The sequence below is a fragment of the Vibrio zhanjiangensis genome, assembly GCF_030161235.1.
Lineage (GTDB): Bacteria > Pseudomonadota > Gammaproteobacteria > Enterobacterales > Vibrionaceae > Vibrio > Vibrio zhanjiangensis.
The window spans coordinates 109,049-133,332 of sequence record NZ_BSPW01000036.1 but is presented as its reverse complement, the minus strand read 5'-3'; the positions used below and the strand labels follow the sequence as shown (position 1 = coordinate 133,332).

General features: G+C 42.8%; 21 protein-coding genes. 11 read left to right on the top strand and 10 right to left on the bottom strand.

Features of this window, described 5'->3' with window-relative positions; all coding sequences use genetic code 11:
* Positions 1 to 690: POTRA domain-containing protein (locus QQK21_RS10320; RefSeq protein ID WP_284192108.1), on the bottom strand; the 690-nt coding region annotated here is incomplete at its 3' end.
* A 458-nt stretch (positions 691 to 1,148) separates the two neighbouring features.
* On the opposite strand from QQK21_RS10320, the gene QQK21_RS10315 reads away from it, so the two are divergent.
* Positions 1,149 to 1,517, top strand: coding sequence for a YgiW/YdeI family stress tolerance OB fold protein (locus QQK21_RS10315; RefSeq protein WP_284192107.1), 369 nt, complete (start codon positions 1,149 to 1,151; stop codon positions 1,515 to 1,517).
* A gap of 325 nt (positions 1,518 to 1,842) precedes the next feature.
* Here QQK21_RS10315 and ispB read toward each other — a convergent pair whose 3' ends face one another.
* Positions 1,843 to 2,814 (bottom strand): octaprenyl diphosphate synthase, encoded by a 972-nt coding sequence (gene ispB / locus QQK21_RS10310; protein ID WP_284192106.1) that lies wholly within the window; start codon positions 2,812 to 2,814, stop codon positions 1,843 to 1,845.
* A 269-nt stretch (positions 2,815 to 3,083) separates the two neighbouring features.
* Between ispB and rplU the strand changes: the two genes are divergently transcribed.
* The 6 genes from rplU (at position 3,084) to folA (ending at position 7,069) form a co-directional block, all read left to right on the top strand.
* Entirely contained in the window at positions 3,084 to 3,395 is a 312-nt protein-coding gene (gene rplU / locus QQK21_RS10305) for a 50S ribosomal protein L21 (RefSeq protein WP_008072988.1), read from the top strand.
* Positions 3,396 to 3,415: 20 nt separating this feature from the next.
* Complete coding sequence (gene rpmA, locus QQK21_RS10300) at positions 3,416 to 3,673, top strand: 50S ribosomal protein L27 (protein ID WP_004409945.1); 258 nt, start codon at positions 3,416 to 3,418, stop codon at positions 3,671 to 3,673.
* 277 nt (positions 3,674 to 3,950) lie between these two features.
* Complete coding sequence (gene cgtA / locus QQK21_RS10295) at positions 3,951 to 5,123, top strand: Obg family GTPase CgtA (protein ID WP_284192105.1); 1,173 nt, start codon at positions 3,951 to 3,953, stop codon at positions 5,121 to 5,123.
* Between the two features lie 118 nt (positions 5,124 to 5,241).
* The gene (locus QQK21_RS10290) at positions 5,242 to 6,009 is read left to right on the top strand and encodes a threonine/serine exporter family protein (RefSeq protein WP_284192104.1); all 768 of its coding nucleotides are present in this window, start codon (positions 5,242 to 5,244) and stop codon (positions 6,007 to 6,009) included.
* On the top strand, positions 6,006 to 6,479 hold the full coding sequence (locus QQK21_RS10285; RefSeq protein ID WP_284192103.1) for a threonine/serine exporter family protein: 474 nt from the start codon (positions 6,006 to 6,008) through the stop codon (positions 6,477 to 6,479). The genes QQK21_RS10290 and QQK21_RS10285 overlap by 4 nt, the downstream gene beginning before the upstream one ends.
* An 86-nt stretch (positions 6,480 to 6,565) precedes the next feature.
* Positions 6,566 to 7,069 (top strand): type 3 dihydrofolate reductase, encoded by a 504-nt coding sequence (gene folA, locus QQK21_RS10280; protein ID WP_284192102.1) that lies wholly within the window; start codon positions 6,566 to 6,568, stop codon positions 7,067 to 7,069.
* 71 nt (positions 7,070 to 7,140) lie between these two features.
* Here the strand turns inward: folA and QQK21_RS10275 are convergent, their stop codons facing one another.
* The 5 genes from QQK21_RS10275 to leuA form a co-directional block, all read right to left on the bottom strand.
* A complete protein-coding gene (locus QQK21_RS10275) occupies positions 7,141 to 7,923 on the bottom strand; it encodes a DUF547 domain-containing protein (RefSeq protein WP_284192101.1) in 783 nt (260 codons plus the stop codon).
* Between the two features lie 106 nt (positions 7,924 to 8,029).
* Complete coding sequence (gene leuD / locus QQK21_RS10270; protein ID WP_284192100.1) at positions 8,030 to 8,632, bottom strand: 3-isopropylmalate dehydratase small subunit; 603 nt, start codon at positions 8,630 to 8,632, stop codon at positions 8,030 to 8,032.
* A gap of 12 nt (positions 8,633 to 8,644) precedes the next feature.
* Complete coding sequence (gene leuC, locus QQK21_RS10265; protein ID WP_284192099.1) at positions 8,645 to 10,045, bottom strand: 3-isopropylmalate dehydratase large subunit; 1,401 nt, start codon at positions 10,043 to 10,045, stop codon at positions 8,645 to 8,647.
* Between the two features lie 54 nt (positions 10,046 to 10,099).
* Positions 10,100 to 11,191, bottom strand: coding sequence for a 3-isopropylmalate dehydrogenase (leuB, locus tag QQK21_RS10260; protein ID WP_284192098.1), 1,092 nt, complete (start codon positions 11,189 to 11,191; stop codon positions 10,100 to 10,102).
* Positions 11,192 to 11,248: 57 nt separating this feature from the next.
* Positions 11,249 to 12,796 carry a 2-isopropylmalate synthase gene (gene leuA / locus QQK21_RS10255; protein WP_284192097.1) on the bottom strand — a complete coding sequence of 516 codons (1,548 nt, stop codon included), beginning with the start codon at positions 12,794 to 12,796 and terminating at the stop codon, positions 11,249 to 11,251.
* 1,132 nt (positions 12,797 to 13,928) lie between these two features.
* Between leuA and leuO the strand changes: the two genes are divergently transcribed.
* Positions 13,929 to 14,888 (top strand): transcriptional regulator LeuO, encoded by a 960-nt coding sequence (gene leuO, locus QQK21_RS10250; protein ID WP_284192096.1) that lies wholly within the window; start codon positions 13,929 to 13,931, stop codon positions 14,886 to 14,888.
* A 153-nt stretch (positions 14,889 to 15,041) separates the two neighbouring features.
* Positions 15,042 to 16,847, top strand: coding sequence for an AMP-dependent synthetase/ligase (locus QQK21_RS10245; RefSeq protein ID WP_284192095.1), 1,806 nt, complete (start codon positions 15,042 to 15,044; stop codon positions 16,845 to 16,847).
* Positions 16,848 to 16,960: 113 nt separating this feature from the next.
* Here QQK21_RS10245 and QQK21_RS10240 read toward each other — a convergent pair whose 3' ends face one another.
* Entirely contained in the window at positions 16,961 to 18,949 is a 1,989-nt protein-coding gene (locus QQK21_RS10240) for a tetratricopeptide repeat protein (protein WP_284192094.1), read from the bottom strand.
* Positions 18,950 to 19,432: 483 nt separating this feature from the next.
* On the opposite strand from QQK21_RS10240, the gene QQK21_RS10235 reads away from it, so the two are divergent.
* On the top strand, positions 19,433 to 21,157 hold the full coding sequence (locus QQK21_RS10235) for an acetolactate synthase 3 large subunit (protein ID WP_284192093.1): 1,725 nt from the start codon (positions 19,433 to 19,435) through the stop codon (positions 21,155 to 21,157).
* Between the two features lies 1 nt (position 21,158).
* A complete protein-coding gene (ilvN, locus tag QQK21_RS10230; protein ID WP_284192092.1) occupies positions 21,159 to 21,653 on the top strand; it encodes an acetolactate synthase small subunit in 495 nt (164 codons plus the stop codon).
* 65 nt (positions 21,654 to 21,718) lie between these two features.
* On the opposite strand, the gene glpQ is transcribed toward ilvN, so the two are convergent.
* Together glpQ and glpT are read right to left on the bottom strand one after the other, a co-directional pair.
* Positions 21,719 to 22,774: a glycerophosphodiester phosphodiesterase gene (glpQ, locus tag QQK21_RS10225; protein ID WP_284192091.1), complete on the bottom strand. Its 1,056-nt coding sequence runs from the start codon at positions 22,772 to 22,774 to the stop codon at positions 21,719 to 21,721.
* Positions 22,775 to 22,825: 51 nt separating this feature from the next.
* A complete protein-coding gene (glpT, locus tag QQK21_RS10220; RefSeq protein WP_284192090.1) occupies positions 22,826 to 24,184 on the bottom strand; it encodes a glycerol-3-phosphate transporter in 1,359 nt (452 codons plus the stop codon).
* Positions 24,185 to 24,284: the final 100 nt, after the last annotated feature.

Genomic DNA, 24,284 nt, shown 5'->3' with positions numbered 1-24,284 from the left:
GTTAACGTAATGACAAAGTCGCTTGGTAATTAAGGTACGACAGAATCGCTTGGTGATCACAAAGCGTATCGAAACTTTGTTACTTTGCAGTCGATTGGCTTGATCGAGTCCTTGCTCTAGATCTCTTAGGTTTAAAGGTTGGCCAATTAAGTCTGGAAAAAGAGTATCAATATTAACGGTTTCACTACCACCAAGAATACCCTCGATTTCACCCTCTATAATTTCCAACCCCAACTCACCATAGATACCAGGTTGAAGAAGCACGATACGTGCAGTGACATAACCTTTGCTTATATATAGACCGGTTAACTCACGTATTAACCGGTTGACATCTTCAGCCTTGATGCAATCACTGGCGACAGGCGTAAGCTTTTCAAAGTCTTTGTCTGATAGAAGTTTTGTCTCAGTAACATAAACGCCAGTAATGGGCAAACATTGATTGGACTCCTGAAGGACAGGGTTGCCTTGTGCTGATACTTCTTTTAGCTCTGTTTCAGAAGCGCTTGTAGTTGGCTTTGGCGCGAGTTGTTTATTCAACTGTCGCTGGTTTTCTTGCAATACTCGGCGGTTGTTTTGATCAATTTGACTGCTGATAGGTGGATTGGCCGCATCGCTTTTTGCAACAATCAGTATTGTCGCCAAAATAACCGAGGTCACTTTGAGCGTATTTATATAATAACAGTTGGGCATACAACACCTTATGACAGCTTTTAAGTGAACATGTCCAGTTGACATCTTGGTAAGTTCATTGGTTTTGCCTATTGAAATAACCAATGTTTGTTGTTTTTTATCCACTCAAAGCTAACATAACTATCAATAATGTAAAGCATAAATGTCAAAATTTATTAATTTAACGAATGATTTGTTCCTATGTGTATGAATATAAGAGATTTTGTCTTCTTATTTGTTTTTTGCTTATTTTTATGATGTATTTATTTTTCTGTTTTCATTTGTTGTGATGATTGTTTGGTGGGAATGAAAATGGGTAGATGGCGCTCGCTTAAAATCATCATTGCGGTGATTTACCGTCATTTTTCAGGATGCGGGAAAGTAATTGATAAAAAAATCAAATATAACAAATTCATTCATTTTCTATTCACTCACTAAGAGTTAGATTAACTACTCTTATGACAAAGTAGGAAATAACAATGAAAAGCAAAATAATCGTATCCATATTAGCACTTTCTGCCTCTGCCACACTTTATGCTCAAGGTTTTAAGGGGCCGCAAAGTAATGCTGGTTTCAATGGTCCTAATCTAGGTATCGCTACCGTTCAGCAAGCGCTTGATGCCAGTGATGATACCCCTGTAACCTTAACTGGGAAAATTATCGCTTCGTTAGGTGGGGAAATGTATACCTTCACTGATGGAACAGGGGAGATTCCAGTAGAGATTGATCATGATAAGTGGCTAGGACAAGAGGCGACACACGAGACTCAAATCCAAATCTCTGGTGAAGTCGATAAAGAGCTATTAGGTTCGCCTAAGATTGATGTTGATGTGGTGAGAGTGCTTTAATCGCTATAATAGGAGCCACCAAACTTATTTCTAATACCAGAGTGACGTTTGTTCTCGCTAAGCAGATTATTTGTGACTTGTTAAAGGTTAGTGGTGAAACAACTCATTGTTGCGAGACATAACAAATAGTTTGCTCGCAAATTATCTTTAAGTATTTTCCCTGTAGTCACTTTACTGCTAGTTTGAAAAAGCGGGGAATATAGATTGTTAACTCAAGCAAGGCAGAGACTTTGTTCAAGTTAGGAATAATCTAGTCAGTATACCTTCGTGTTGCTGCTTCGTAGGCAACGGGAACTTATGTTCCCGTTATCTACATAAATAAGTATTACTTAACTCTGTGAACAGCCATGTGTGCGAGTGCTATCAGTGCTTGCTTATAGGGAGACTCCGGTATTAGGTGCAGCTCGGCAATGGCTCTATCCGCTTCTTGATAGGCTTTCTGTCTAGTGTAATTTAGGGCACCAGTTTGTTCTAGCGCTTCCATGATGGCATCAAGCTTTTCCATTCCGTTTGCTTTTTCAATCGCTTCTCGAATCATCTCTCTCTGCGCAACAGTACCATTATCCATGGCATAGAGAAGTGGTAGGGTCGGTTTACCTTCTGCGAGATCATCTCCGACATTTTTGCCCATCTCCGCGCCATCTGAGGTGTAGTCCATCACATCATCAATTAACTGGAATGCCGTTCCTAAATATTTACCGTAATTTTTTAAGCCAACCTCAACATTTTCAGGGGCATCACTGAGTATGGCGCCGATTTGGGTTGCTGCTTCAAATAGGCGTGCGGTTTTTGAATAGATAACCTGCATATAACTGCTTTCGGTAGTATCAGGATCATTACAGTTCATCAGTTGCAGCACTTCACCTTCGGCGATGATGTTTACGGCATCACTCATTAACTTAAGGATGCGCATTGAGCCCAGTTCCGTCATCATTTGAAAAGAGCGGGTATAGATAAAGTCACCGACAAGGACACTCGCAGCATTACCAAAGGCTGCATTTGCAGTGGCTTTACCACGACGCATATCCGATTCATCGACGACATCGTCGTGGAGCAGTGTGGCCGTATGTATAAACTCTATAAAGGCCGCAGCAGTAGTATGATCTTGTCCTTGATAGCCAAGTGCACGAGCTGACAGCACTGCCAACAGTGGACGAATGCGCTTACCACCGCCACCTACAATGTAAAAGCCAAGCTGATTAATGAGAGAAACGTCAGAGTTGAGCTGGGCATAAATTGTTTCGTTCACTTTTACCATGTCATCGGCAGTCAGTGTTTGGATAGCTTTAAAATCCATTGTAAATCCGAGTGAAGTTAGAACTTTTAAGGTCTGCTTATGATTTTTATTGGTCAATAATACACTAAAAAACGTTGATAAATACACGTCTAAAAGGCATGATTGCCGCACTTTTATTTGGCGATTAGCTTTTCGCCAACTTTTTAAAAATATGGCTTGTCATAGGGGCATCTCTTCTGTAGAATCTGCGCCCTATTGATGATTAGTTTAGCGCACACCCATAATGCACAAAATAAGCATAAGGCTGTGCGGAAAAAGCGGAGTAAGATATGTACGCTGTTTTCCAATCTGGTGGTAAACAACACCGTGTAAGCGAAGGTCAAACACTTCGTTTAGAGAAATTAGACGTAGAAACAGGTGCAACTGTAGAGTTCGATAAAGTTCTTTTAGTTGCTAACGGTGAAGACGTTAAAGTTGGCGCTCCTCTTGTTGAGGGCGGCAAGGTAGTTGCTGAAGTTGTACAACACGGTCGTGGCGATAAAGTTAAAATCGTTAAGTTCCGTCGTCGTAAGCACTCTCGTAAGCAACAGGGTCATCGTCAGTGGTTCACTGAAGTGAAGATCACTGGTATCAACGCTTAATTGATTAGGAGAGCTTAACAATGGCACACAAAAAAGCTGGTGGTTCTACTCGTAACGGCCGCGATTCAGAAAGCAAACGCCTAGGTGTAAAACGCTTCGGTGGTGAATCTGTCCTTGCAGGTAACATCATTGTTCGTCAACGTGGCACTAAGTTCCATGCTGGTACAAACGTAGGTATTGGTAAAGACCACACTCTATTCGCTCTTACTGAAGGTAAAGTGAAGTTTGAGGTTAAAGGTCCTAAGAATCGTAAATTCGTTAGCATCGAAGCTGAGTAACCCTCATTTAAGAGCAAGAATTTAGGTTTCAAGCCGAATTCAAAAGCCCTGCCAGTTTGGCGGGGTTTTTTATTTATGGTGTTAGGGAGTTGATACTAAGGTTTTTTTTCTAAAGAACCTTGGTATATTTCCTAACAAGCAGACACAACTTGGGGCCGTTGCAAACGGAATAAAGTTGGTATCTGCTAGAATTTATATCGTTCATACAGCGTTAATTTGCTCTATGGGTGATGTTTGCAACGCAACTACGAGATGTAGCAAGTGGGCGGAGTAAGAGATGAAATTCGTTGATGAAGCGGTAGTTAAGGTTCAAGCCGGAGACGGTGGTAACGGTGTAGTGAGTTTCTGGAGAGAGAAATTTGTTGCGAAAGGTGGCCCAGACGGTGGTGATGGCGGTGATGGCGGTGATATATACATTCAAGCCGATGAAAACCTTAATACTCTGATCGATTACCGTTTCCAGCGCTTCTACGAAGCTGAGCGTGGTGAAAACGGTCGAGGTGGCAATTGTACTGGGAAGCGTGGTAAAGACAAGGTTCTGCGTGTTCCTGTAGGTACACGTGCCGTCGACATTCATACCAATGAAATTGTTGCTGAGGTGACTGAGCACGGTAAAAAATTGATGGTCGCTAAAGGCGGCTGGCATGGATTAGGTAATACGCGCTTTAAATCCTCAGTTAACCGTGCGCCTCGTCAGAAAACCTTGGGGACAAAAGGTGAGGTCCGTGAACTTAGACTAGAACTCCTGCTTCTTGCTGATGTGGGTATGTTGGGTCTGCCAAATGCGGGTAAGTCGACTTTTATCCGTGCAGTCTCAGCGGCCAAGCCAAAAGTGGCTGATTATCCATTTACCACCTTGATTCCAAGTCTTGGTGTTGTCAGTGTGGTTCCTGAAAAGAGTTTTGTTGTTGCTGATATTCCAGGTCTTATTGAAGGGGCAGCAGAAGGAGCAGGTCTTGGAATTCGGTTCTTAAAGCATCTTGAACGCTGCCGTGTGCTTTTGCACATGATCGATATTATGCCTATTGATCAATCTGATCCGGTGCAAAATGCATTGACCATTATTGATGAGCTTGAACAATATAGTGAGAAGCTTGCAGGCAAGCCGCGTTGGTTGATCTTCAATAAAGTCGATCTTATGCCTGAAGAAGAGGTCAATGAAGTTATTCAAAATATTCTCGATGCACTGGGATGGGAAGATGACTATTACAAAATTTCAGCGGTGAACAAACAAGGTACCAAAGAGCTTTGTTATAAGCTGGCCGATTTTATGGAAAACTTACCTCGTGAAGAAGAGGAAATCACAGAAGAAGAAAAAGTGAATTTCATGTGGGATGATTACCATAAAGATGCGATTGCAGGTAAAGACGTGATCACTGAAGATGACGACGATTGGGATGACTGGGACGATGAAGATGACGACGGTCATGTCGTCTACGTTCGAGATTAACGTCGACATTTGGATGTTAGCCGCAATGTAAAACATTGCGGCTTTTTTATATTTAAATCAGGCGACTACTCGCATCAATTAGTTATAATCGTAACATTATAAAGCGGGAAAAATCATTATGGTTTGCAAACAACGTCGTTCTTCTCGTCTTATTGCTCAGACAGGACAAATGTTATTGGCGCACGGAGCAGAAAGTACATTGGTGGGTGACATCACTCGTCGTATTGGTTTAGCCGCTGGCATGGATGAAGTAGAAGTGTCCTTATCCGCCAGTTCTTTGGTCGTGACAACTGTGTTTCAGGAACATTGTATTACGACTGCTCGTCGTAGCCCTGATCGAGGGATTAATATGCGGGTAATTACGGATATTCAACGGATTTGTATCATGTTGGAAAGAGGAATTATTGATCTTGATATTGCTCAGCACAAGCTGGATAAAATCAGCCCTGAACGTTACAACCGCTGGTTAGTATTGGCTATGATAGGTTTATCATGTGCTGCTTTTAGTCGCCTAGCTGGAGGGGATTGGACAGTATTCATGATGACATTTGTCGCATCTTCAGCAGGTATGTTTGTTCGTCAGGAGATAGGTTTGCGTCATTTTAATCCTTTGATGAACTTTACTGTGACAGCGTTTGTAACCACGGTGATTTCGGCTCAGGCGGTTATTTATCAGATGGGTAATTTACCTTTTGTTGTTATGGCCTCTTCCGTGTTGATGTTGGTGCCCGGCTTTCCTCTTATTAATGCCGTGGCTGATATGCTCAAAGGTTATATCAATATGGGTATTGCAAGGTTTGTTATGGCGAGCTTACTTACGTTAGCCACGTGTTTGGGGATTATTGCAGCAATGAGTTTGGTTGGTATCGTCGGGTGGGAAATATGACATTCTATTCGATCATCCTTGCCCTTATTAACGATATGATCTTTGCATCGATTCCCGCGGTTGGTTTTGCCTTGGTTTTCAATGTTCCTCAGAAAGCTCTTATTTATTGTGCTATCGGCGGTGCGATTGGTCATGGCTCGCGCTATCTTATGATGCACTTCGGTATTTCCATTGAGTGGGCCACTTTTTTTGCGGCTATGGCTGTCAGTCTGATTGGGATTCACTGGTCACATCGTTTTATGGCCCACCCTAAAGTCTTTACTGTCGCCGCTCTGATTCCTATGGTCCCTGGCGTGTTCGCTTTTAAGGCAATGATTGCCTTGGTAGAGCTTAATCGTAGGGGATATAGTGAGCAACTGATCGCCGATTTACTCGAAAACTTTCTCAAGGCGATGTTTATTATTGCAGGGTTAGCGGTTGGTTTAGCGATGCCTGGATTGCTGTTTTATCGCCGTAAGCCTATTGTGTGACCACTACAGCTATAAGATTATTCTATTATTCTATAATTCTATTAAGGTATAATCCTTTCTCACTCTAGAGCTTAAGGTATTTGATTGTGGTTATTAGCATGATTGCTGCTCTTGCGAGCAACAGCAGTATTGGAAAAGATAATCCGCACGTTATTGGCAATGACAACGCAATGCCTTGGCACTTGCCTGCTGATTTTACTTGGTTTAAAAAGCATACCATAGGTAAGCCTGTGATTATGGGCCGTAAAACCTTTGAATCTATTGGTAGGCCTTTACCTGATCGCCGTAATATCGTGATCACCAGAAATCCTGAGTTTTCAGCACATGGTGTGACCATAGTGTCATCACTCGATAGCGCCTTGGCAGAAGCCGGTAATTGCCATGAAGTTATGATTATTGGTGGCGGTAGTATCTATAAAGAGTGCTTGCCTTTGGCTGATAAACTCTATATTACCTTTGTTGACGCTGAGTTGTCAGGAGATACTTTCTTCCCTAAATGGAGCCATGACTTTAAAGAAACCTACTCAGAAGCCTATTTGGCGGATGAGAAAAATGCTTACAACATGCGTTTTGTGATTTTGGAAAAATAACGCTCAGCTGGGTAACCACCTGATATCCGGCGTGAAGGATTGGTAGGCCTACGACCAATCCTTTTTTAGTCCTATTTGGTATCATTAAGTGACCAGTCATAGTCGTAGCTAATCTTGCCATCTAACGTACCTAGATCTGCCCTGTATTGGCTTAAATGTTTGATAAGCTCAGGCTTATCGCCAAAATCTTCACCAAACCAATCATAAATGGAAGAGAGTCGAGCACCATTGCCATTGACCAGTACTCCTTTATCGCTATTGATAAAGCTTTTCGCTGCTTGTTCTAGCAGTGATTCCGTGTTGTCTGCTGTAAACGCTTTATGTTGCAGATTAGGGCAGCCCAAACTTGCGCAGTTCACCGCATAGTGAGTCCTAGGATCATTCCAAATAGGACGTAGAATACGATGCTCGATATCATTTAGTGTCAGTGTTTTCCCATTGATGGTGATGACCTCATCGCCCCATGGTCCAAAACTAAACAATCCGCCAAGTTTGGTAATTGATTTGACCGGATAGTTGTCCAATATCAGCTGAACGGTAATCGCATTATACAGGTTGACCCAATAAGCATATTGCTGCGCTTTATTGAGAGAGAGAGGATCTGTTTTAGCCAATCTTTCAAGATAATTGGCAAGCACTTGCTTATCTTTAGCACTGACAGATGCGTATTTAAATAGGGTGTATTCACCTTTACTGACTAAATACTGGTCGAGTAGTTGTTGCCAATCTTGGTGATCCACAACCAGAGTGCTGGCATCATCACTTTTATTCCAGTATGGCCAAAGATCAGATTTAGGCGCACTAAAGGTGCTAAAAGATATCATGGCTAGCAGCAAAGAAAGAATAAATTTCATCGTCAATCCTATTTATATCAGCAATATGAATTCAGACCGAGTATGTGAGGGATAACTTTCACAAATAAAAAAGGTTGGCGTTAACCAACCTTTTTAGAATAGAAATTTACTTCAGAAATGATGGTATTTTGCTCTCATAGTCAGCAATCTTATCTTCATGCTGAAGAGTCAAGCCAATATTATCGAGTCCATTAAGCAAGCAATGTCTGCGAAACTCGTCAATTTCAAACGAATATTCTTTGCCGTTTGCTCGAACCAAGTTGGCCTCTAGATCAACCTCAACTTGTGCGCCTTCATTTGCTTCAATGAATTGGAAAATTTCGTCGACTTCTTGCTCGGTTAATCTTACAGGAACCATTTGGTTGTTAATCGAGTTACCATAGAAGATATCAGCAAAACTTGGCGCTATCATGGCTTTGATACCGTAATCAGCAAGTGCCCAAGGTGCATGCTCTCGTGATGAACCGCAGCCAAAGTTTTCGCGCGCAAGTAAAATGGACGCACCTTGATAGCGGGTTTGATTCATGATGAATTCTGGATTCGGCTGATTTCCTTCATCATCTAGAAAGCGCCAGTCATGGAAAAGGTGTTTACCAAAGCCTAAACGAGAGACTTTTTGTAAAAACTGCTTTGGGATAATCGCATCGGTGTCGACGTTTGCCGCATCGAGAGGAACCACTAAGCCTTTATGTTGTTTAAAACCTGACATTTACGATTCTCCTCAATCTAGCTCACGAATGTCGACAAAATGACCCGCGATCGCAGCAGCGGCGGCCATGGCTGGGCTCACTAAGTGGGTGCGGCCATCACGCCCTTGACGGCCTTCAAAGTTGCGGTTTGATGTTGAAGCGCAGCGCTCTTTCGGACCAAGGCGATCGTTATTCATTGCAAGACACATAGAACAGCCTGGAAGACGCCATTCAAAACCAGCATCTTTAAAAATAACATCCAAGCCTTCTGCTTCTGCTTGGGCTTTGACCTGCTCAGAACCGGGAACGATCAGAGCTTGAACATGGGAAGCAACCTTGCGACCTTTAGCAATGGCCGCAGCAGCCCGCATGTCTTCAATGCGTGAATTGGTACAAGAGCCAACGAACACCTTATCTACGGAGTAATCAGATAAGGTTTTTCCTGCGGTTAATCCCATGTAAGCAAGGGCTTTTTCAGCAGAGGCTTTTTCTACTGGATCAGAGAAGCTTTCTGGATCTGGAATAGGTTGATCGACAGCAATCACTTGTCCTGGGTTCGTACCCCAAGTGACTTGTGGCTTGATATCAGCAGCATTGAGCGTGACTACAGCATCAAATTCGGCATCATCGTCTGTCTTTAGTGTTTTCCAATACTCAACAGCAGCGTCAAAGTCATCGCCTGTGGGCGAAAACTTGCGACCTTTAATGTATTCGAACGTTGTCTCGTCCGGGGCAATCAAGCCAGCTTTTGCGCCTAACTCGATAGCCATGTTGCAGACGGTCATTCTGCCTTCCATTGAGAGGTCAGTAATCGCTTCGCCGCAGAATTCAACGACGTAACCGGTACCGCCAGCCGCTGTTGTTTTACCAATGATTGCTAGCACAATATCTTTTGCGGTAATGCCTGGAGCAACTTTACCTTTTACTTCGATCTTCATTGTTTTAGCACGAGCTTGCTTGAGCGTTTGAGTGGCCAATACATGCTCAACTTCGGATGTGCCGATACCAAATGCGAGTGAACCAAATGCACCATGCGTTGCAGTGTGAGAGTCACCACACACAATCGTCATGCCGGGTAGTGTAATACCTAGTTCTGGTCCCATAACATGGACGATACCTTGATATTTGTGGTTAATATCGTAAAGGGTCACGCCGAACTCTTGGCAATTTTTAGACAGTGTTTCCATCTGGATACGAGCCATTTCACCAGAGGCATTGATGTCTTTAGTCGTGGTGGAGACATTGTGGTCCATAGTGGCAAATGTTTTGCTCACTTGGCGTACTTGACGCCCTTTTTCACGCAAACCGTCAAACGCTTGAGGTGAGGTGACTTCGTGAACTAAATGTCGGTCGATATATAAAATCGGGTTTTCACCCTCTGCGGCTACGACGACGTGTGCATCGTAAACTTTTTCATACAGTGTTTTGCCCATTATCGCTATCCTGTGTGTAGCTCCTGATAACGGCAAATCAGGAGCGAATAATTATTATGAATTTAAAATATACTCGGCAATTTTATCGCCCATTTGTGCGGTAGAAAGTGCAGGCTTGTCGCCCGCTAAATCGGCGGTGAGCTCACCTGCTGATAGCGCTTTTGATACCGCGGCTTCTATATCTTGTGCCGCAGCCTCTTCACCTAAGCTATATCTGAGCATAAGAGCGGCAGAAAGGATTTGCGCTACGGGGTTGGCAATGTTTTTGCCTGCAATATCAGGCGCACTGCCTCCTGCTGGTTCGTAAAGGCCAAATTTGCTTTCGTTTAAGCTGGCTGAAGGAAGCATGCCCATTGAGCCTGTGATCATTGCACATTCGTCAGAAATAATATCGCCAAAGATGTTAGAGCAAAGCATTATGTCAAATTGGGTAGGGTCTTTGATTAACTGCATGGTGGCGTTATCAATATACATATGTGAAAGCGTTACATCTGGGTAGTCTTTTGCAACCTCTTCGACCACTTCACGCCATAAGATGGAGCTTTGTAGAACGTTTGCTTTATCGATGGAACAGACTTTTTTGCTACGCAAACGAGCTGATTCAAAGGCAATCTTAGCGATACGTTCAATTTCGAAACGATGATAAACCTCTGTATCAAAGGCTTTTTCATTTGCTCCTTGCCCTTCACGGCCTTTAGGTTGGCCAAAGTAGATGCCACCTGTCAGTTCACGAACCACAACGATATCAAATCCACGCTGGGAAATATCAGCACGTAGTGGAGAGAAGTTTTCTAATCCTGAATGTATCTGAGCAGGGCGTAAGTTACAAAACAGTTGGAAGTGCTTGCGCAATGGCAAAAGAGCACCGCGCTCAGGTTGATCATTAGGGGGTAAATGTTCCCATTTGGGGCCGCCAACTGACCCAAACAGGATCGCATCTGAATTTTCACAGGCAGTGACTGTGGTTTCTGGTAGTGGGCAGCCATGATTATCGATAGCAATGCCACCGACGTCATGTTCGGAACGATGAAAAGTAATCGAGTGTTTCTTCTCGATAGCATCTAGCACCTTGTTGGCCTGTGCCATTACTTCTGGTCCAATTCCGTCCCCTGATAAAACGGCGATCTTGTATGATTTGTCTGTCATGAGCTTCCTTAAATTGTATCTTTGTTTCTAGGGGCGGCTTTGGCCCATAGGTTTTAGTTATACGGTGGCAATTTTTTTCTGTTTGATCTCAGCGATCTGATCCGCGCGTTGGATGCTATTTATGACGTGCAGTAGAGCTTGTCCTGATGCTTCAACGATATCTGTTGATACGCCAGTGCCATGATACTTACGACCCTTGTAGTTGGCTATGATATCAGCTTGACCTAAACCATCTTCACCTTCACCTTTGGCAGTGAGATCAAATTTATCTAGCACGATATCATATCCAGTTAGACGATAGATACACTGATAAAGTGCATCGACAGGGCCGTTACCAACAGCGGCTTCGCATTTCTCTTCATCGCCACATTGTAATTTTATGCTAGTGGTTGCCATGACGCTGCCAGATTGAACGCTTAGATAGTTTATTTTGTAGAAATCATCTTCTTCACGAAGATTAGAGAAATGCATCAAGGCTTCCAAGTCGTAATCAAAAACTTGTCCCTTGCGGTCGGCCAACTTCAAAAAGTCTTCATACAAAGCATCCAAGTTATATTCGTCTTCTTGGTAACCCATACTATCCATATGGCTTTTCACTGCTGCTCGACCACTCCGGCTAGTTAAGTTTAACGCTTGATTTTTAAGACCTATAGATTCAGGCGTCATGATTTCATAGGTGTTTTTATTTTTAAGCATCCCATCTTGGTGGATACCTGAAGAGTGACTGAATGCATTTGCTCCAACAATGGCCTTGTTACTTTGGATGGGCATATTGCAAAGTTGGCTGACTAGTTTACTGGTGCGATGGATTTCATCGTGCTTAATGCCTGTGTGGACCCCTAGCAATTCTTGGCGAGTTTTTATGATCATGGCAATTTCTTCTAATGAGCAGTTACCTGCGCGCTCACCTATGCCGTTAATGGTTCCTTCTACCTGACGAGCTCCGGCTTGAACTGCGGCGATAGAGTTGGCTACCGACATGCCTAAGTCATCATGGCAGTGGACAGAAATAATTGCTTTATCAATGTTAGGTACACGGTTGAACAAGGTTTGAATAATGCCGCCAAACTCGTTAGGCACTGTATAGCCAACCGTGTCGGGGATGTTTATTGTGCTTGCACCGGCATTAATCGCAGCCTCTACCATACGACATAAATTGTCTATTGGAGTTCTGCCTGCATCTTCGCAAGAAAATTCTACATCATCGGTATATTGACGAGCGTGTTTCACTGCCTTAACCGCCATTTCGACCACATCATCGTAACTGCGGCGTAGTTTGTCTTCGACGTGAATAGTAGAGGTGGAAATAAAGGTATGAATTCTAAATTGTTCTGCGACCTTTAAGGCTTCACCAGCCGCATCAATGTCTTTTGCTACCGCGCGAGAGAGGGCACACACTCGACTGTTTTTGATGTGTTTAGCAATGGTTTGAACAGATTCAAAGTCACCAGGAGAAGAAACAGGAAAACCCGCTTCAATCACATCGACACCCAGCCGTTCAAGCGCATAGGCAATTTGCAGTTTTTCTTTAACTGTCAAGCTTGCTGACAACGCTTGTTCGCCATCACGTAATGTGGTGTCGAATATAATCACCTGATCTTTCATGTTTGCTTCCTTCCTGTTTTTAATATGCTCACACAGTGAATCGTTTTCTTCCGCTATCGAGGTACAAAAAAGCCCGCATCTCGATGCGGGCTTTTGAAATCTTGTTGTGGTTATTTTTCTTCCACTGCCTACCCGCGCGATGTTTTCACGATAAGGAGGAGGCTCAGCAGAATTGAAAAATGATTAGACATTGTTAACGAATCCTTAAAGACGTTAAATTAACCACAAAATTGAATTAATAGATTAGTACCGCACTCTGGTGTAGACGTCAACCCTAAAAGTCCTTTTTATTCACTTATAGCCAAATAAGCTCGATTGATGACTGCAAAACAAAAGTCTGACGGTTAACCAATATAGAATCGATTAACAAGGTGAATACCCGCTGTTTTTATGTTTGGCACATAATAAGCGTGACACTTTCATAGAACTGTCATTTATCTCTTCTAATTTTGAGTTAGATTGTCACCATAAGCAGTGGTTAATGCGTTTTATAGAATCGATAGCCAAGTTGGATTTGGCGTTTTCACTTTTTTGTTTGCAGAACAAATCATACGCAGAAACTATCCATTATTTCAATGTGTCAGGCGCGGTAGTGGAGTGGTTAATTTATAGCAAGTAGCACGATGACTCTGATTTGGTAAAGAGGCTTTGGCAGAACGTGGATGATACTCGCTGTGTAGTTGGAATGTAACGTTTAGAATCGTTGTAAAGTTAATTTGAAAAACCAAATAATAAGCCTAACAAAGGTTAAGCTAGCTAAGTATTCAAAAGAAACATTAGTGTGAGTTTTGCGCTTGGTGGTGGAGATATTCTTTTTGCAAATGATTCTTTTTGCCGCCCATAACCCATTTCTCAACTTAATTAATGGCTCAAAATTTTAGAGTTAGATTGATTTATGTTTTTTTATAATTTATTTAATTTATTGATTTTAAATGCATTAATTATCATTCAGGTGAAAAATACTGATTAATTATCAATCTTGTTGCTAATTAATGAATGATTCGTTGATAGTAATGATCCGTTACGACATATCGGACGGGCAAATATAAAGAAAAACTGGTTATCTATTCCCAACCAATATTCATTTTAAGAAACATTTACATTGACGAAGACAAGACAAGAGGCTTGCGTGATGATTGAGAAAAAAGAATCTATGAGTGCTATTGCCAGCTACCGAATGGAAAGTACTCTCCGTGGAGTAGATTTAAACCTTTTAACTGTATTTGACGCAGTTATGCAGGAGCAAAATATTACTCGTGCTGCCCACAATTTAGGTATGTCACAGCCAGCAGTAAGTAATGCGGTTGCGCGCCTCAAGGTGATGTTCAATGATGAACTATTTATGCGTCAGGGTCGAGGTATTCAACCTACTCAGCGTGCACGTCTCTTATTTGGTCCCGTACGTCAGGCGCTTCAGTTGATCCGCAATGAACTACCCAGTTCCATTTTTGCACCAGAAACGTCAACACGTTTGTTTAAACTTGCCATCTGTAGCCCATGTGATATGCGTTTTGCTCCAAAAATCATGTCTACGATTCATGAGCAAGCACCTAATGTGCAACTTCATTTGGATGCGGAATTTGATCGTCAATTAGCAGAAAGAATGCGCTATCAAGAAATTGATTTTGTAGTTGATTATGCTCGCTTTGACGAACAGGGCTTTTCAAGCACAGAAATTTTTCAAGATGAATTGGTCGTAGTGGCCTCTAAATCACATTCTCGTATTCAACAAAGTGTGTCGGCTGATCAATTGAGAGAAGAGCGCCACGCTAAGTTGTCTCGCGTTCACGGCCAACGCAGTTTTTCAGAACAAGCATACCGTGATCTTGATGTACAGGCTTACTATGAAGGTACTAGCTTGAGCAATGTTTTGTATGTGGTTGGTCAGTCGGAACTTGTGACTATCGCACCTCGCTGGATGGTTGAAAATGCAGCGAACAAAGAGCAATTACAAGTTATAGATTTCCCATTTGAAAATGCCAAGATCAGTGGTTTCCTAAGCTGGCATGAGTCAAGTGAAAAAGATAAAGGTCATATTTGGCTTCGTGACCAATTAATGATGATTTGCGGCGAAGTTGTTGCTCAAATCTAATTAAGCCTCATTGAAAACCTTGAATGGTATCAAGTCATTCAAGGTTTTTTACATTTCAAATATCAAGTTTTATTCCCTTCAGTTGCCTTTTCTTTGCCTAAATGTACACTTGTGCGCTCTCAAAGCTTACAGGAGTAGGCTAAAGGTAGGAACATGGCTAATATAGACTTTCACATTGTTAAAAAAATTCGGCAACAGGTTTGCCGCAATGGTGAGCGGGTCGCTCTGAAATACAAATTGGATGATATTTGGAATGATATAAGTTGGAACCAGTTTGGTGCTCAACTCGATAGCTTATCCTTGTCATTGCTCAACTATGGTATCAAGGTCCAGGATAAGATTGGCATTTTTGCGAACAATATGCCCAATTGGACGGTTGCAGACTTGGCCTCTTTACAAATTCGTGCGGTTACCGTTCCTATCTATCCAACCAGCACTGCGAGCCAAGCTGCATACATTTTGGATAATGCCGATGTGCGGATACTTTTTGTGGGGGAGCAATCTCAATTTGATGCCGCAGTGAGCATTTTTGAGCAATGTCCGAACTTGGAGCTCATCGTTGCTATGTCAGACGATGTAAGTATTGGGCAATACCATTTTGCCTGTAGTTGGCAAGAGTTTATGGCGAGCTCCGATAGAACACAGCAACCTGAGCTTGAGTTGCGTTTAGCGAAAGCTAACCTTGATGATTTGCTTACTTTAATATACACCTCTGGAACAACAGGACAGCCAAAAGGCGTTATGCTGGATTATCGCAATGTTGCGGCTCAGCTTGAAGGACATGATAAATGCCTAAGCCTGACAGACGAAGATGTGTCATTGTGTTTCCTTCCCTTATCTCATGTGTTTGAACGCGCTTGGACTTTCTATACCCTTTATCGCGGAGCAACCAATTGCTATTTGAAAGACACCATGCAGGTTCGTGAAGCTTTGAGTGATATTAAACCGACAGTGATGTGTGCGGTTCCCAGATTCTACGAGAAAATATTTTCTGCTACCCATGATAAGGTGTCGAAAGCGCCCATGACCAAAAAGTTGCTATTTACTTGGGCTGTGAATATGGGCGCAAAAATAGCATTGTGTCAGCAGCAGGGAAATAGGCCTTCTTTTTGGTTGAAATATGCTCATCGGCTAGCCGATAAACTTGTCCTATCTAAGCTGCGTTCTCTGCTCGGTGGACGGATTAATTTTATGCCATGTGGCGGTGCAAAATTGGATGAGTCGATAGGCCGTTTTTTCCATGCGATAGGCATTAATATCAAGCTTGGCTATGGGATGACAGAAACGACGGCGACGATATCCTGCTGGGATGATGGCAGCTTTCAACCGCAATCTATTGGTACTTCGATGCCAAAGGTAGAGGTAAAAATTGGTGACAATAACGAGATACTAGTTCGTGGCCCAATGGTGATGCGCGGTTATTACAAAATGCCTGAAGAAACGGCCAAATCATTTGATTCACAAGGCTTTTTAAAAACAGGAGATGCTGGACATATCGACGATAAAGGCAACTTGTTTATTACCGATCGTATTAAAGAGTTAATGAAAACATCGGGAGGTAAGTACATTGCCCCTCAATTGGTTGAAGGAACCATCGGAAAAGATCATTTTTTCGAGCAAGTTGCTATCATTGCTGACACTCGTAAGTTTGTTTCGGCTCTCATTGTGCCTTGTTTTGATAGCCTCGAAGCATACGCGAAAGAGCTTAATATTAAATACCAAGATCGAATTGAATTGATTAAGCATCACCAAATAGTGGAAATGTTAGAGCGTAGGGTGAATGATTTACAAAAAGAATTAGCAAAGTTTGAGCAAATTAAGAAATTCAAGTTGTTGCCCAAAGCGTTCTCAATGGATACAGGGGAGCTAACTCCGACGCAAAAACTTCGCCGCAAGGTGATTAACGAGAAATACCAACATGAGATTGAAGAAATGTACCGTGACGAAGCCGTGAAATAATCATTCACTCGAAGCACTGTACTTTCGAACCTTAAAATCCCTCAAACGATATAACTAAAATGGTTTGAGGGATTTTTATGGTGACCACTCGGTTTATTCGATTGGGTAAAATATTACTCCGTTACCCAAATATCGGTGCAAGGTTTTTTTTCAAAGTAATCTTGGTAAACCATGGAATAGGCTTTCTCTAAATTTTTTGTGTATCGCTTTGTATCGAACAATGGTTGAGATAAACGGTTAACAGAGAGTGTCTGTTTTATCTTTGAACGTTTCTCTGGGTCATTGGCGAGTGTCAAAATCAGGTGTTGATACTCTTCTTCTGTCTGGGTAACGAGTTCCGGCAGTCCCACGGCATGCAGTAAACTCGCTGATACTCTGGCAGCAAAGCCTTTTCCTGACTTGGTAATCACCGGTACTCCTGCCCAGAGCGCATCGCTTGCGGTTGTATGGGCATTGACATTGAAAGTGTCTAAGAAAAGGTCTGCCTGCTGGTATCTGGCCAAGTGATCTTCTTGAGATACGAGATGCGCGAATACGATACGTTGACTATTAATACCGCTTTGTTCTGCATGTCGTTTTAGGTTTTTTTCTGCCTGAGCATTAGAGCTAAACAGCCAAAGAACACTGTCTTTTACTTTTTTTAATACCTCCATCCAAATATTAAATTCAGCAGGTGATATTTTGTATGGACTATTGAAACAGCAAAATACTAGGCCTTGCTCAGGGAGTCCAAGTTCTTGTCTCGTGGGGAGTGTTTTGGAAATCTTCCGACTGTTGTCATTGGGCTGATAGGAATTCGGTAAATAAATAATATTTTCCGAATAACTTGCTCTTTGATCGTGCGAAATAACATGCTCATCTCCGATTAGGTAATCGATGAAATCTGCCCCCATAGTGCCCGGGTATCCCACATGGCTGATTTGTATTGGTGCTGGGCGCTGGGCAAAAATACCTAAACGACTATCACGGGTATGGCCTTTTAGATCAATGGCAATATCAATTTTATCCTGCCTTGCGAGCTTGGCAATGTCCTGATTACTAAGCTCGCTGACATCATGAAAAACATCAAACAAGCTGGGCGCTTTTTGTCTCATCTCATCTTTTGTATTGGGACCAAAAGAATAACCATAAATCTCAAAGCATTCTCTATCGTGGATGGCGAAAACTTTTGCCATTAAATACATGGTGGCGTGAGCATGAAAATCCGCGCTAAAATAGCCAATCCGGAGGCGTTTTGGTCTTTTAGTCGGCTGAATATTGGTCGGTAAGTCGAGTGTCAGACGTTTGGATTTTACGAATAATTCAGAGCGAAGCTGATGCCGCTTAGGGCAATCTTCCAGCGTCAGAGCCGCAAAAGGCGAAACAGCTTGGTGATGAATACCAAGATTATCAAGGTGAGATATTTTTTGTTCCATGGCTAACCAATCACAGATTTGTGCTTGTTGATAAAGCATTTTCACTTGTGCTGATTCGTTGTTTGGGCTGATATCCAACACTTTTTGGTAAGCCATAATGGCAAGTTCTGGCTTACTTTGTTGTTCAAGTAATGCCCCCATATTGTCATAGGCTTCAATGTAGTTCGGCTGGAGTGATAGAGCTTTTGTATAGCATTCATAGGCGGGTTTGAGTTGGCCTTGTTCCTGAAAAATAATACCTAAGTTATTATGCGCCTCGGCATAATCTGGTTTTATTGCCAGTGCTTGTTGATAGGAGATAAGGGCTTCTTGCAAGTGGCCAAGATCTCGAAGAGCCACTCCTTTGTTGTTGAATGCTTCTGCATAGTCGGGTTTGAGTTCAATGGCTCGATCGTAATACTCGATCGCTTCTTGCAGTTTACCTTGGTCTCTAAGTACCACAGCCATATTGTTGTAGCCGCCAACATTTTCGGGGCATAAAGTAAGGACATTTCTAAAAGCTTGTGAAGCTCGCTCAATGTTGCCAGTGCTTTTACTTGCAACCCCTAAAATATTCCAAACCATAGGGTGGCTTGGATGCAGTATAGCAAGTGCTTCAGCTTCTTGAATAACTAAGCCCAGCTGGCCTCGATTGTACAGGTTAATGAGTTTATTTAAGGTTTCATTGAGTGGATCGTCAGTTGTCATGTTTTTATTCAACTCTTTGAGCTTTGCACGATTAATGTCATATCTATGAGGTAAAACCTTAACATATCGCGGAGTTTGATAGAGTGAACTCATATCAGCGGAGAGAAATAATCTGCAAATTTCACAAAACGAGCGGGCTACTAGAGTAGACAGCGCATTATCTTCAATATCTAATTATGATATTTATATCTAAATATAATCAAATTTCAATTCTTGAATCTGATTTTAAGATTTTAGTTAGCATGATTCACTGCTATCCCATTGGTAATTAGCATCTTGTTTAAATTGAGATCTAAATCGCATTAGATCATTTTTTGAGAAAACGTTACATTTGTTGCTCGAACTTGTTTTGTGTTACATCACAGCAAGGCATAGCCGAAAAAGTGGAAGTATTTCGATTAGGCTACGAATAAGCCCTAGACTATGTAAACCCAGCCTCTGTTGATTGACCTTATCAATAAGAGCGTTGGCGAGGAGAAAAATATGGCAGTAATGTTGTCCGGTGCAGAGATGGTGGTTCAATCTCTGATCGAGGAAGGTGTTGAACAAATTTTTGGTTATCCAGGCGGTTCTGTGCTGGATATTTATGATGCGCTACACGCCAAGACAGATCAAATTAAGCATGTTCTTGTTCGCCATGAACAAGCTGCAACACATATGGCTGATGGTTACACGAGGGCAACGGGTAAGCCTGGCGTCGTGTTAGTGTGTTCAGGCCCTGGAGCCACCAATACGGTAACCGGTATAGCGACCGCTTACATGGATTCTATTCCCATGATTGTCATTTCAGGCAATGTACCTAATAACCTGATTGGTAATGATGCGTTCCAAGAGTGCGATATCGTTGGTGTGTCTAGACCTATAGTGAAACACAGTTTCTTGGTTAAAGAGGCGAAAGACATACCAGAAACGATGAAAAAGGCGTTTTATATCGCGACTACAGGTCGTCCTGGCCCTGTGGTGATTGATTTACCCAAAGATGTCATGAACCCACTGAATAAACTGCCTTATGAGTATCCTGCTAACCTGTCGATGCGTTCATATAAGCCAACAACAACGGGGCATAAAGGCCAGATCAAAAAAGGCCTAAAAGCACTGCTTGCCGCGAAAAAGCCAGTTCTATACGTGGGCGGTGGTGCCGTCATTTCTCAAGCCGATGAATACCTGCTACAGCTGTCAGAGAAGCTAAATTTGCCAGTCGTGAGCACGCTCATGGGGCTAGGCGCTTTTCCCGGCACACATAAGAATTCTCTCGGTATGCTGGGTATGCATGGACTTTATGAAGCCAATATGGCGATGCACAATGCCGACCTTATCTTTGGTGTTGGTGTGCGATTTGATGACAGAACCACGAATAACCTAGAGAAGTACTGCCCTAATGCTAAAGTGATGCACATAGATATTGATCCCTCATCGATTTCTAAGAATGTGAAGGCTGATCTGCCTATTGTGGGGTCGGCGGAAAAAGTTTTAGCAAGCATGCTGTCATTATTGGAAGAGCAAGGCGCTATCAATGATGCTCAAGCCTTACAAAACTGGTGGGATGATATTCAAACATGGCGCGACAGGAAATGTTTGTCATACGATACGTCTTCTGAGCGTATCAAGCCCCAGCAAGTGATTGAAACGCTTTATAAGTTGACCAATGGTGATGCTTACGTTGCTTCTGATGTTGGGCAGCACCAAATGTTTGCTGCACTTTACTACCCGTTCAATAAATCACGTCGTTGGATCAATTCTGGTGGCCTTGGCACTATGGGTTTTGGTCTTCCTGCAGGTCTTGGGGTTAAGTTTGCTAAACCCGAAGAAGAGGTGGTGGTGGTCACTGGAGACGGTAGTATCCAAATGAATATCCAAGAGTTGTCGACGGCAATGCAATACGACATTCCAGTTAAGATCATAAACCTCAACAATCGATTTCTTGGCATGGTCAAGCAGTGGCAAGACATTGTCTATCAAGGCAGGCACTCGAACTCATACATGAGCTCAGTGCCCGATTTTGTCGCCATTGCCAAAGCCTATGGACATGAAGGGATCAGGATTGAGACGCCAGATCAACTGGAGTCCGGACTCAAGCAAGCATTAGAGATGAAAGACAAGCTGGTTTTTGTTGATATCAGTGTTGATGAAACAGAGCATGTGTATCCGATGCAAATTAAAGGCGAGGGTATGGATAAGATGTGGTTAAGCAAAACGGAGAGAACCTAACATGAGACACATTATTTCATTGCTAATGGAAAACCAACCGGGCGCGTTATCTCGGGTGGTGGGTCTGTTCTCACAGCGTGGCTACAACATTGAATCTTTAACCGTCTCGCCGACCGATGATGAAACCCTTTCACGCTTGAACATTACCACGATTTCAGATGACATGCAGTTAGAGCAAATTCAAAAGCAGCTCAACAAACTGATTGATGTGTTAAAAGTTCAGGAAGTGACGGAATTTGACCATGTTGAACGCGAACTTATGATGGTTAAAGTCAAAGCTAGCGGTATGGCTCGTGAAGAAGTCAAACGTACCGCCGATATTTTTCGCGGCCAGATTGTTGATGTTACTGCTTCACAATATACGGTTCAGCTAGCCGGAACCAGTGAAAAGCTCGATGCGTTTATCCAAGCCATCTCTGAAGTGACCGAAGTGATTGAAGTCGCAAGAAGTGGTGTCGTGGGTATTGCGCGCGGTGAAAGAGCATTGAAAGCATAACAGAATCGTTGTTTAAATAATAAAGCCTTAGCATATGACTAAGGCTTTATTATGGAAAGTTGACGCTATTGGTTTAAAAAGCTCACCGCTTTATCAGGGAAATCAGTGAATAAACCATCGACTTTTACTTGGTTGTAGAATATATCCATCATGCCTTCAAAGCTGTCTGTGTAGGCTGGGATGCGGCCAGAGTCGGCGCGGAAAGTATAGGGATGAACATCCAATCCAGCGTCTTTTGCTTCTTTCATTAGTGGCTTGATGATGATGTTAGTCTTAGTGGATTTATCATCGACCAGCATAGGCTTCCATGGGCCAATGCCTTCAGCGTACTTGGCAACTTCTTTCATGGCGCCGGGCTCAAACATCCAATCGTAGCTGTAAGGCGTTGCTTTATCGCCCTGATAAACCATGGTTTCATTCCAGTCAGTGTAAGCGAGCAATTGAACCAGTTTGAGATCCATACCCATTTGGGGCATCAATTCATCATTGATACGTTTTAGCTCGTTTGCGTCAAAACATTGCAAGTACACTTTATCGTCTTGCGAGTCATAGCCATATTGCTTGAGTACTTTAAGTACCGCAGCTGAAATATCTTTACCTTCATGACGGTGAAACCAAGGTGCTTTGATTTCTGGGTAGATGCCGATATTGTAGCCAAGTGATTTATTTAGACCTTGAATAAGCTCTATTTCTTCCGCGAGTGTTGGTACGCTAAAGTCTGACTTCCACATTGGGAAGCGCTCGGGAAAGCCTGCCGTCTTGTTTCCTTTATCATCGATGTTAAACCCTTCAGTGACTTTAAGCGTTTTGATTTCAGCGAGGGTAAAGTCAATCGCGTAGTAACGACCATCCTTGCGTGCTCTGTCTGGGAAGCGCTCTGCCACATCAGTGACTCTGTCTAGATAATGATCGTGCAGTACGACTAGTTGATCGTCTTTGGTCATCACAACGTCTTGTTCAATGTAGTCAGGCTTCATTGCATACGCCATGGCTTTTGCTTCGAGTGTGTGTTCTGGTAAGTAACCAGAAGCACCGCGATGAGCAATGACAAGAGGTTTGGCGATAGCACCAGCAGAGAAACTTAACGCCAAAAAGGCTGTTGTGAGAGAGAGAGTTTTCATTGTTGTTGTCCTTGATAAAACAAAGGCAGCTAGGCTGCCTTTCATCGTGATTTAAGCAAGTGCGGCTTTTTGTTTTTGTTCATGGTGCGCCTTTTCACCTAAAAAGGCGTAAATGAGACACACTATGGACGTAATGCATGAGCCGACCAAGATGATAAAGCCACCATCCCAACCAAAATGATCGACGGTGTAGCCTAATACAGCATTTGCAGCGACAGCACCTCCTAAGTAACCAAATAAACCGGTAAGTCCAGCGGCGGTTCCCGCTGCTTTTTTCGGAGCAAGTTCAAGAGCATACAGCCCAATTAACATAACAGGACCATAAATTAGAAAGCCAATTGCGACTAAGGCCATCATATCGATAGCGGGATTGCCTGCTGGGTTAAACCAATACACAAGTACGGCAACCGTCACCAACGCCATAAATAAGATACCAGCAGGTGCGCGGCGGCCTTTGAAGAGTTTGTCTGATATCCAACCACACAATAAGGTGCCGGGGATGCCAGCCCATTCGTAAAGAAAGTAGGCCCATGAGGATTTATCAACCGTGAACTCTTTGGCTTCTTTTAAGTACACAGGTGCCCAGTCCAATACGCCATAGCGAATCAAATAGACAAACGCATTGGCAATGGCAATAGACCAAAGTAATTTGTTTGAGAACACATACTTAAAGAAAATTTCTTTGGCCGTCATTTCTTTTTCATGTGAAGTATCGTAGCCCTCAGGGTAGTCATCTTTATATTCTTCAATTGGGGGTAAACCGCATGATTGTGGGGTATCTCTAACCGTCATCCAAATGAATACAGCGACCAATGTGGCAAAGAAGGCCGGAACATAAAATGCAGTTTTCCAATCGTCGCTAAATGCCCACAGTCCGAGTAGGAACATAGGACCAATCAGACCACCGCCCACATTGTGTGCCACGTTCCATACCGAAACTATCTCGCCACGTTCCTTACGTGACCACCAGTGCACCATGGTTCGGCCACATGCAGGCCAGCCCATGCCTTGAAACCAACCATTGAGAAATAGCAGGATGAACATGGCAGTAATACTTCCGGTTGCCCATGGCATAAAACCAAAGCAGAACATCACCAGAGCTGACATTAACAGCCCGCCACTTAGAAAATAGCGAGGGTTTGAGCGATCAGACACACTGCCCATCAAGAACTTTGATAGGCCATAGGCGATAGAAACCGCCGCTAAAGCAACGCCGAGATCACCTCGGCTAAACCCTTGCTCAATCAGATAGGGCATAGCTAAGCTAAAGTTTTTGCGTACTAAGTAGTAGCCTGCATAGCCAACAAAAATACCGATAAAAAGTTGCCAACGTAGGCGTGAATAAGTGCTATCGATCTGACTGGAAGCAAGTCGATCGATATGCGCCTTAGGTTTGAAAATTCCAAACATAGGACCTCATTGTATTTGTGCGATGGTGATAAAAATGAAAACAGAACGAGCAAAATCAATTTCGTTCGAAAGTGTTCGGAATTGTATGAATAATAAAAGC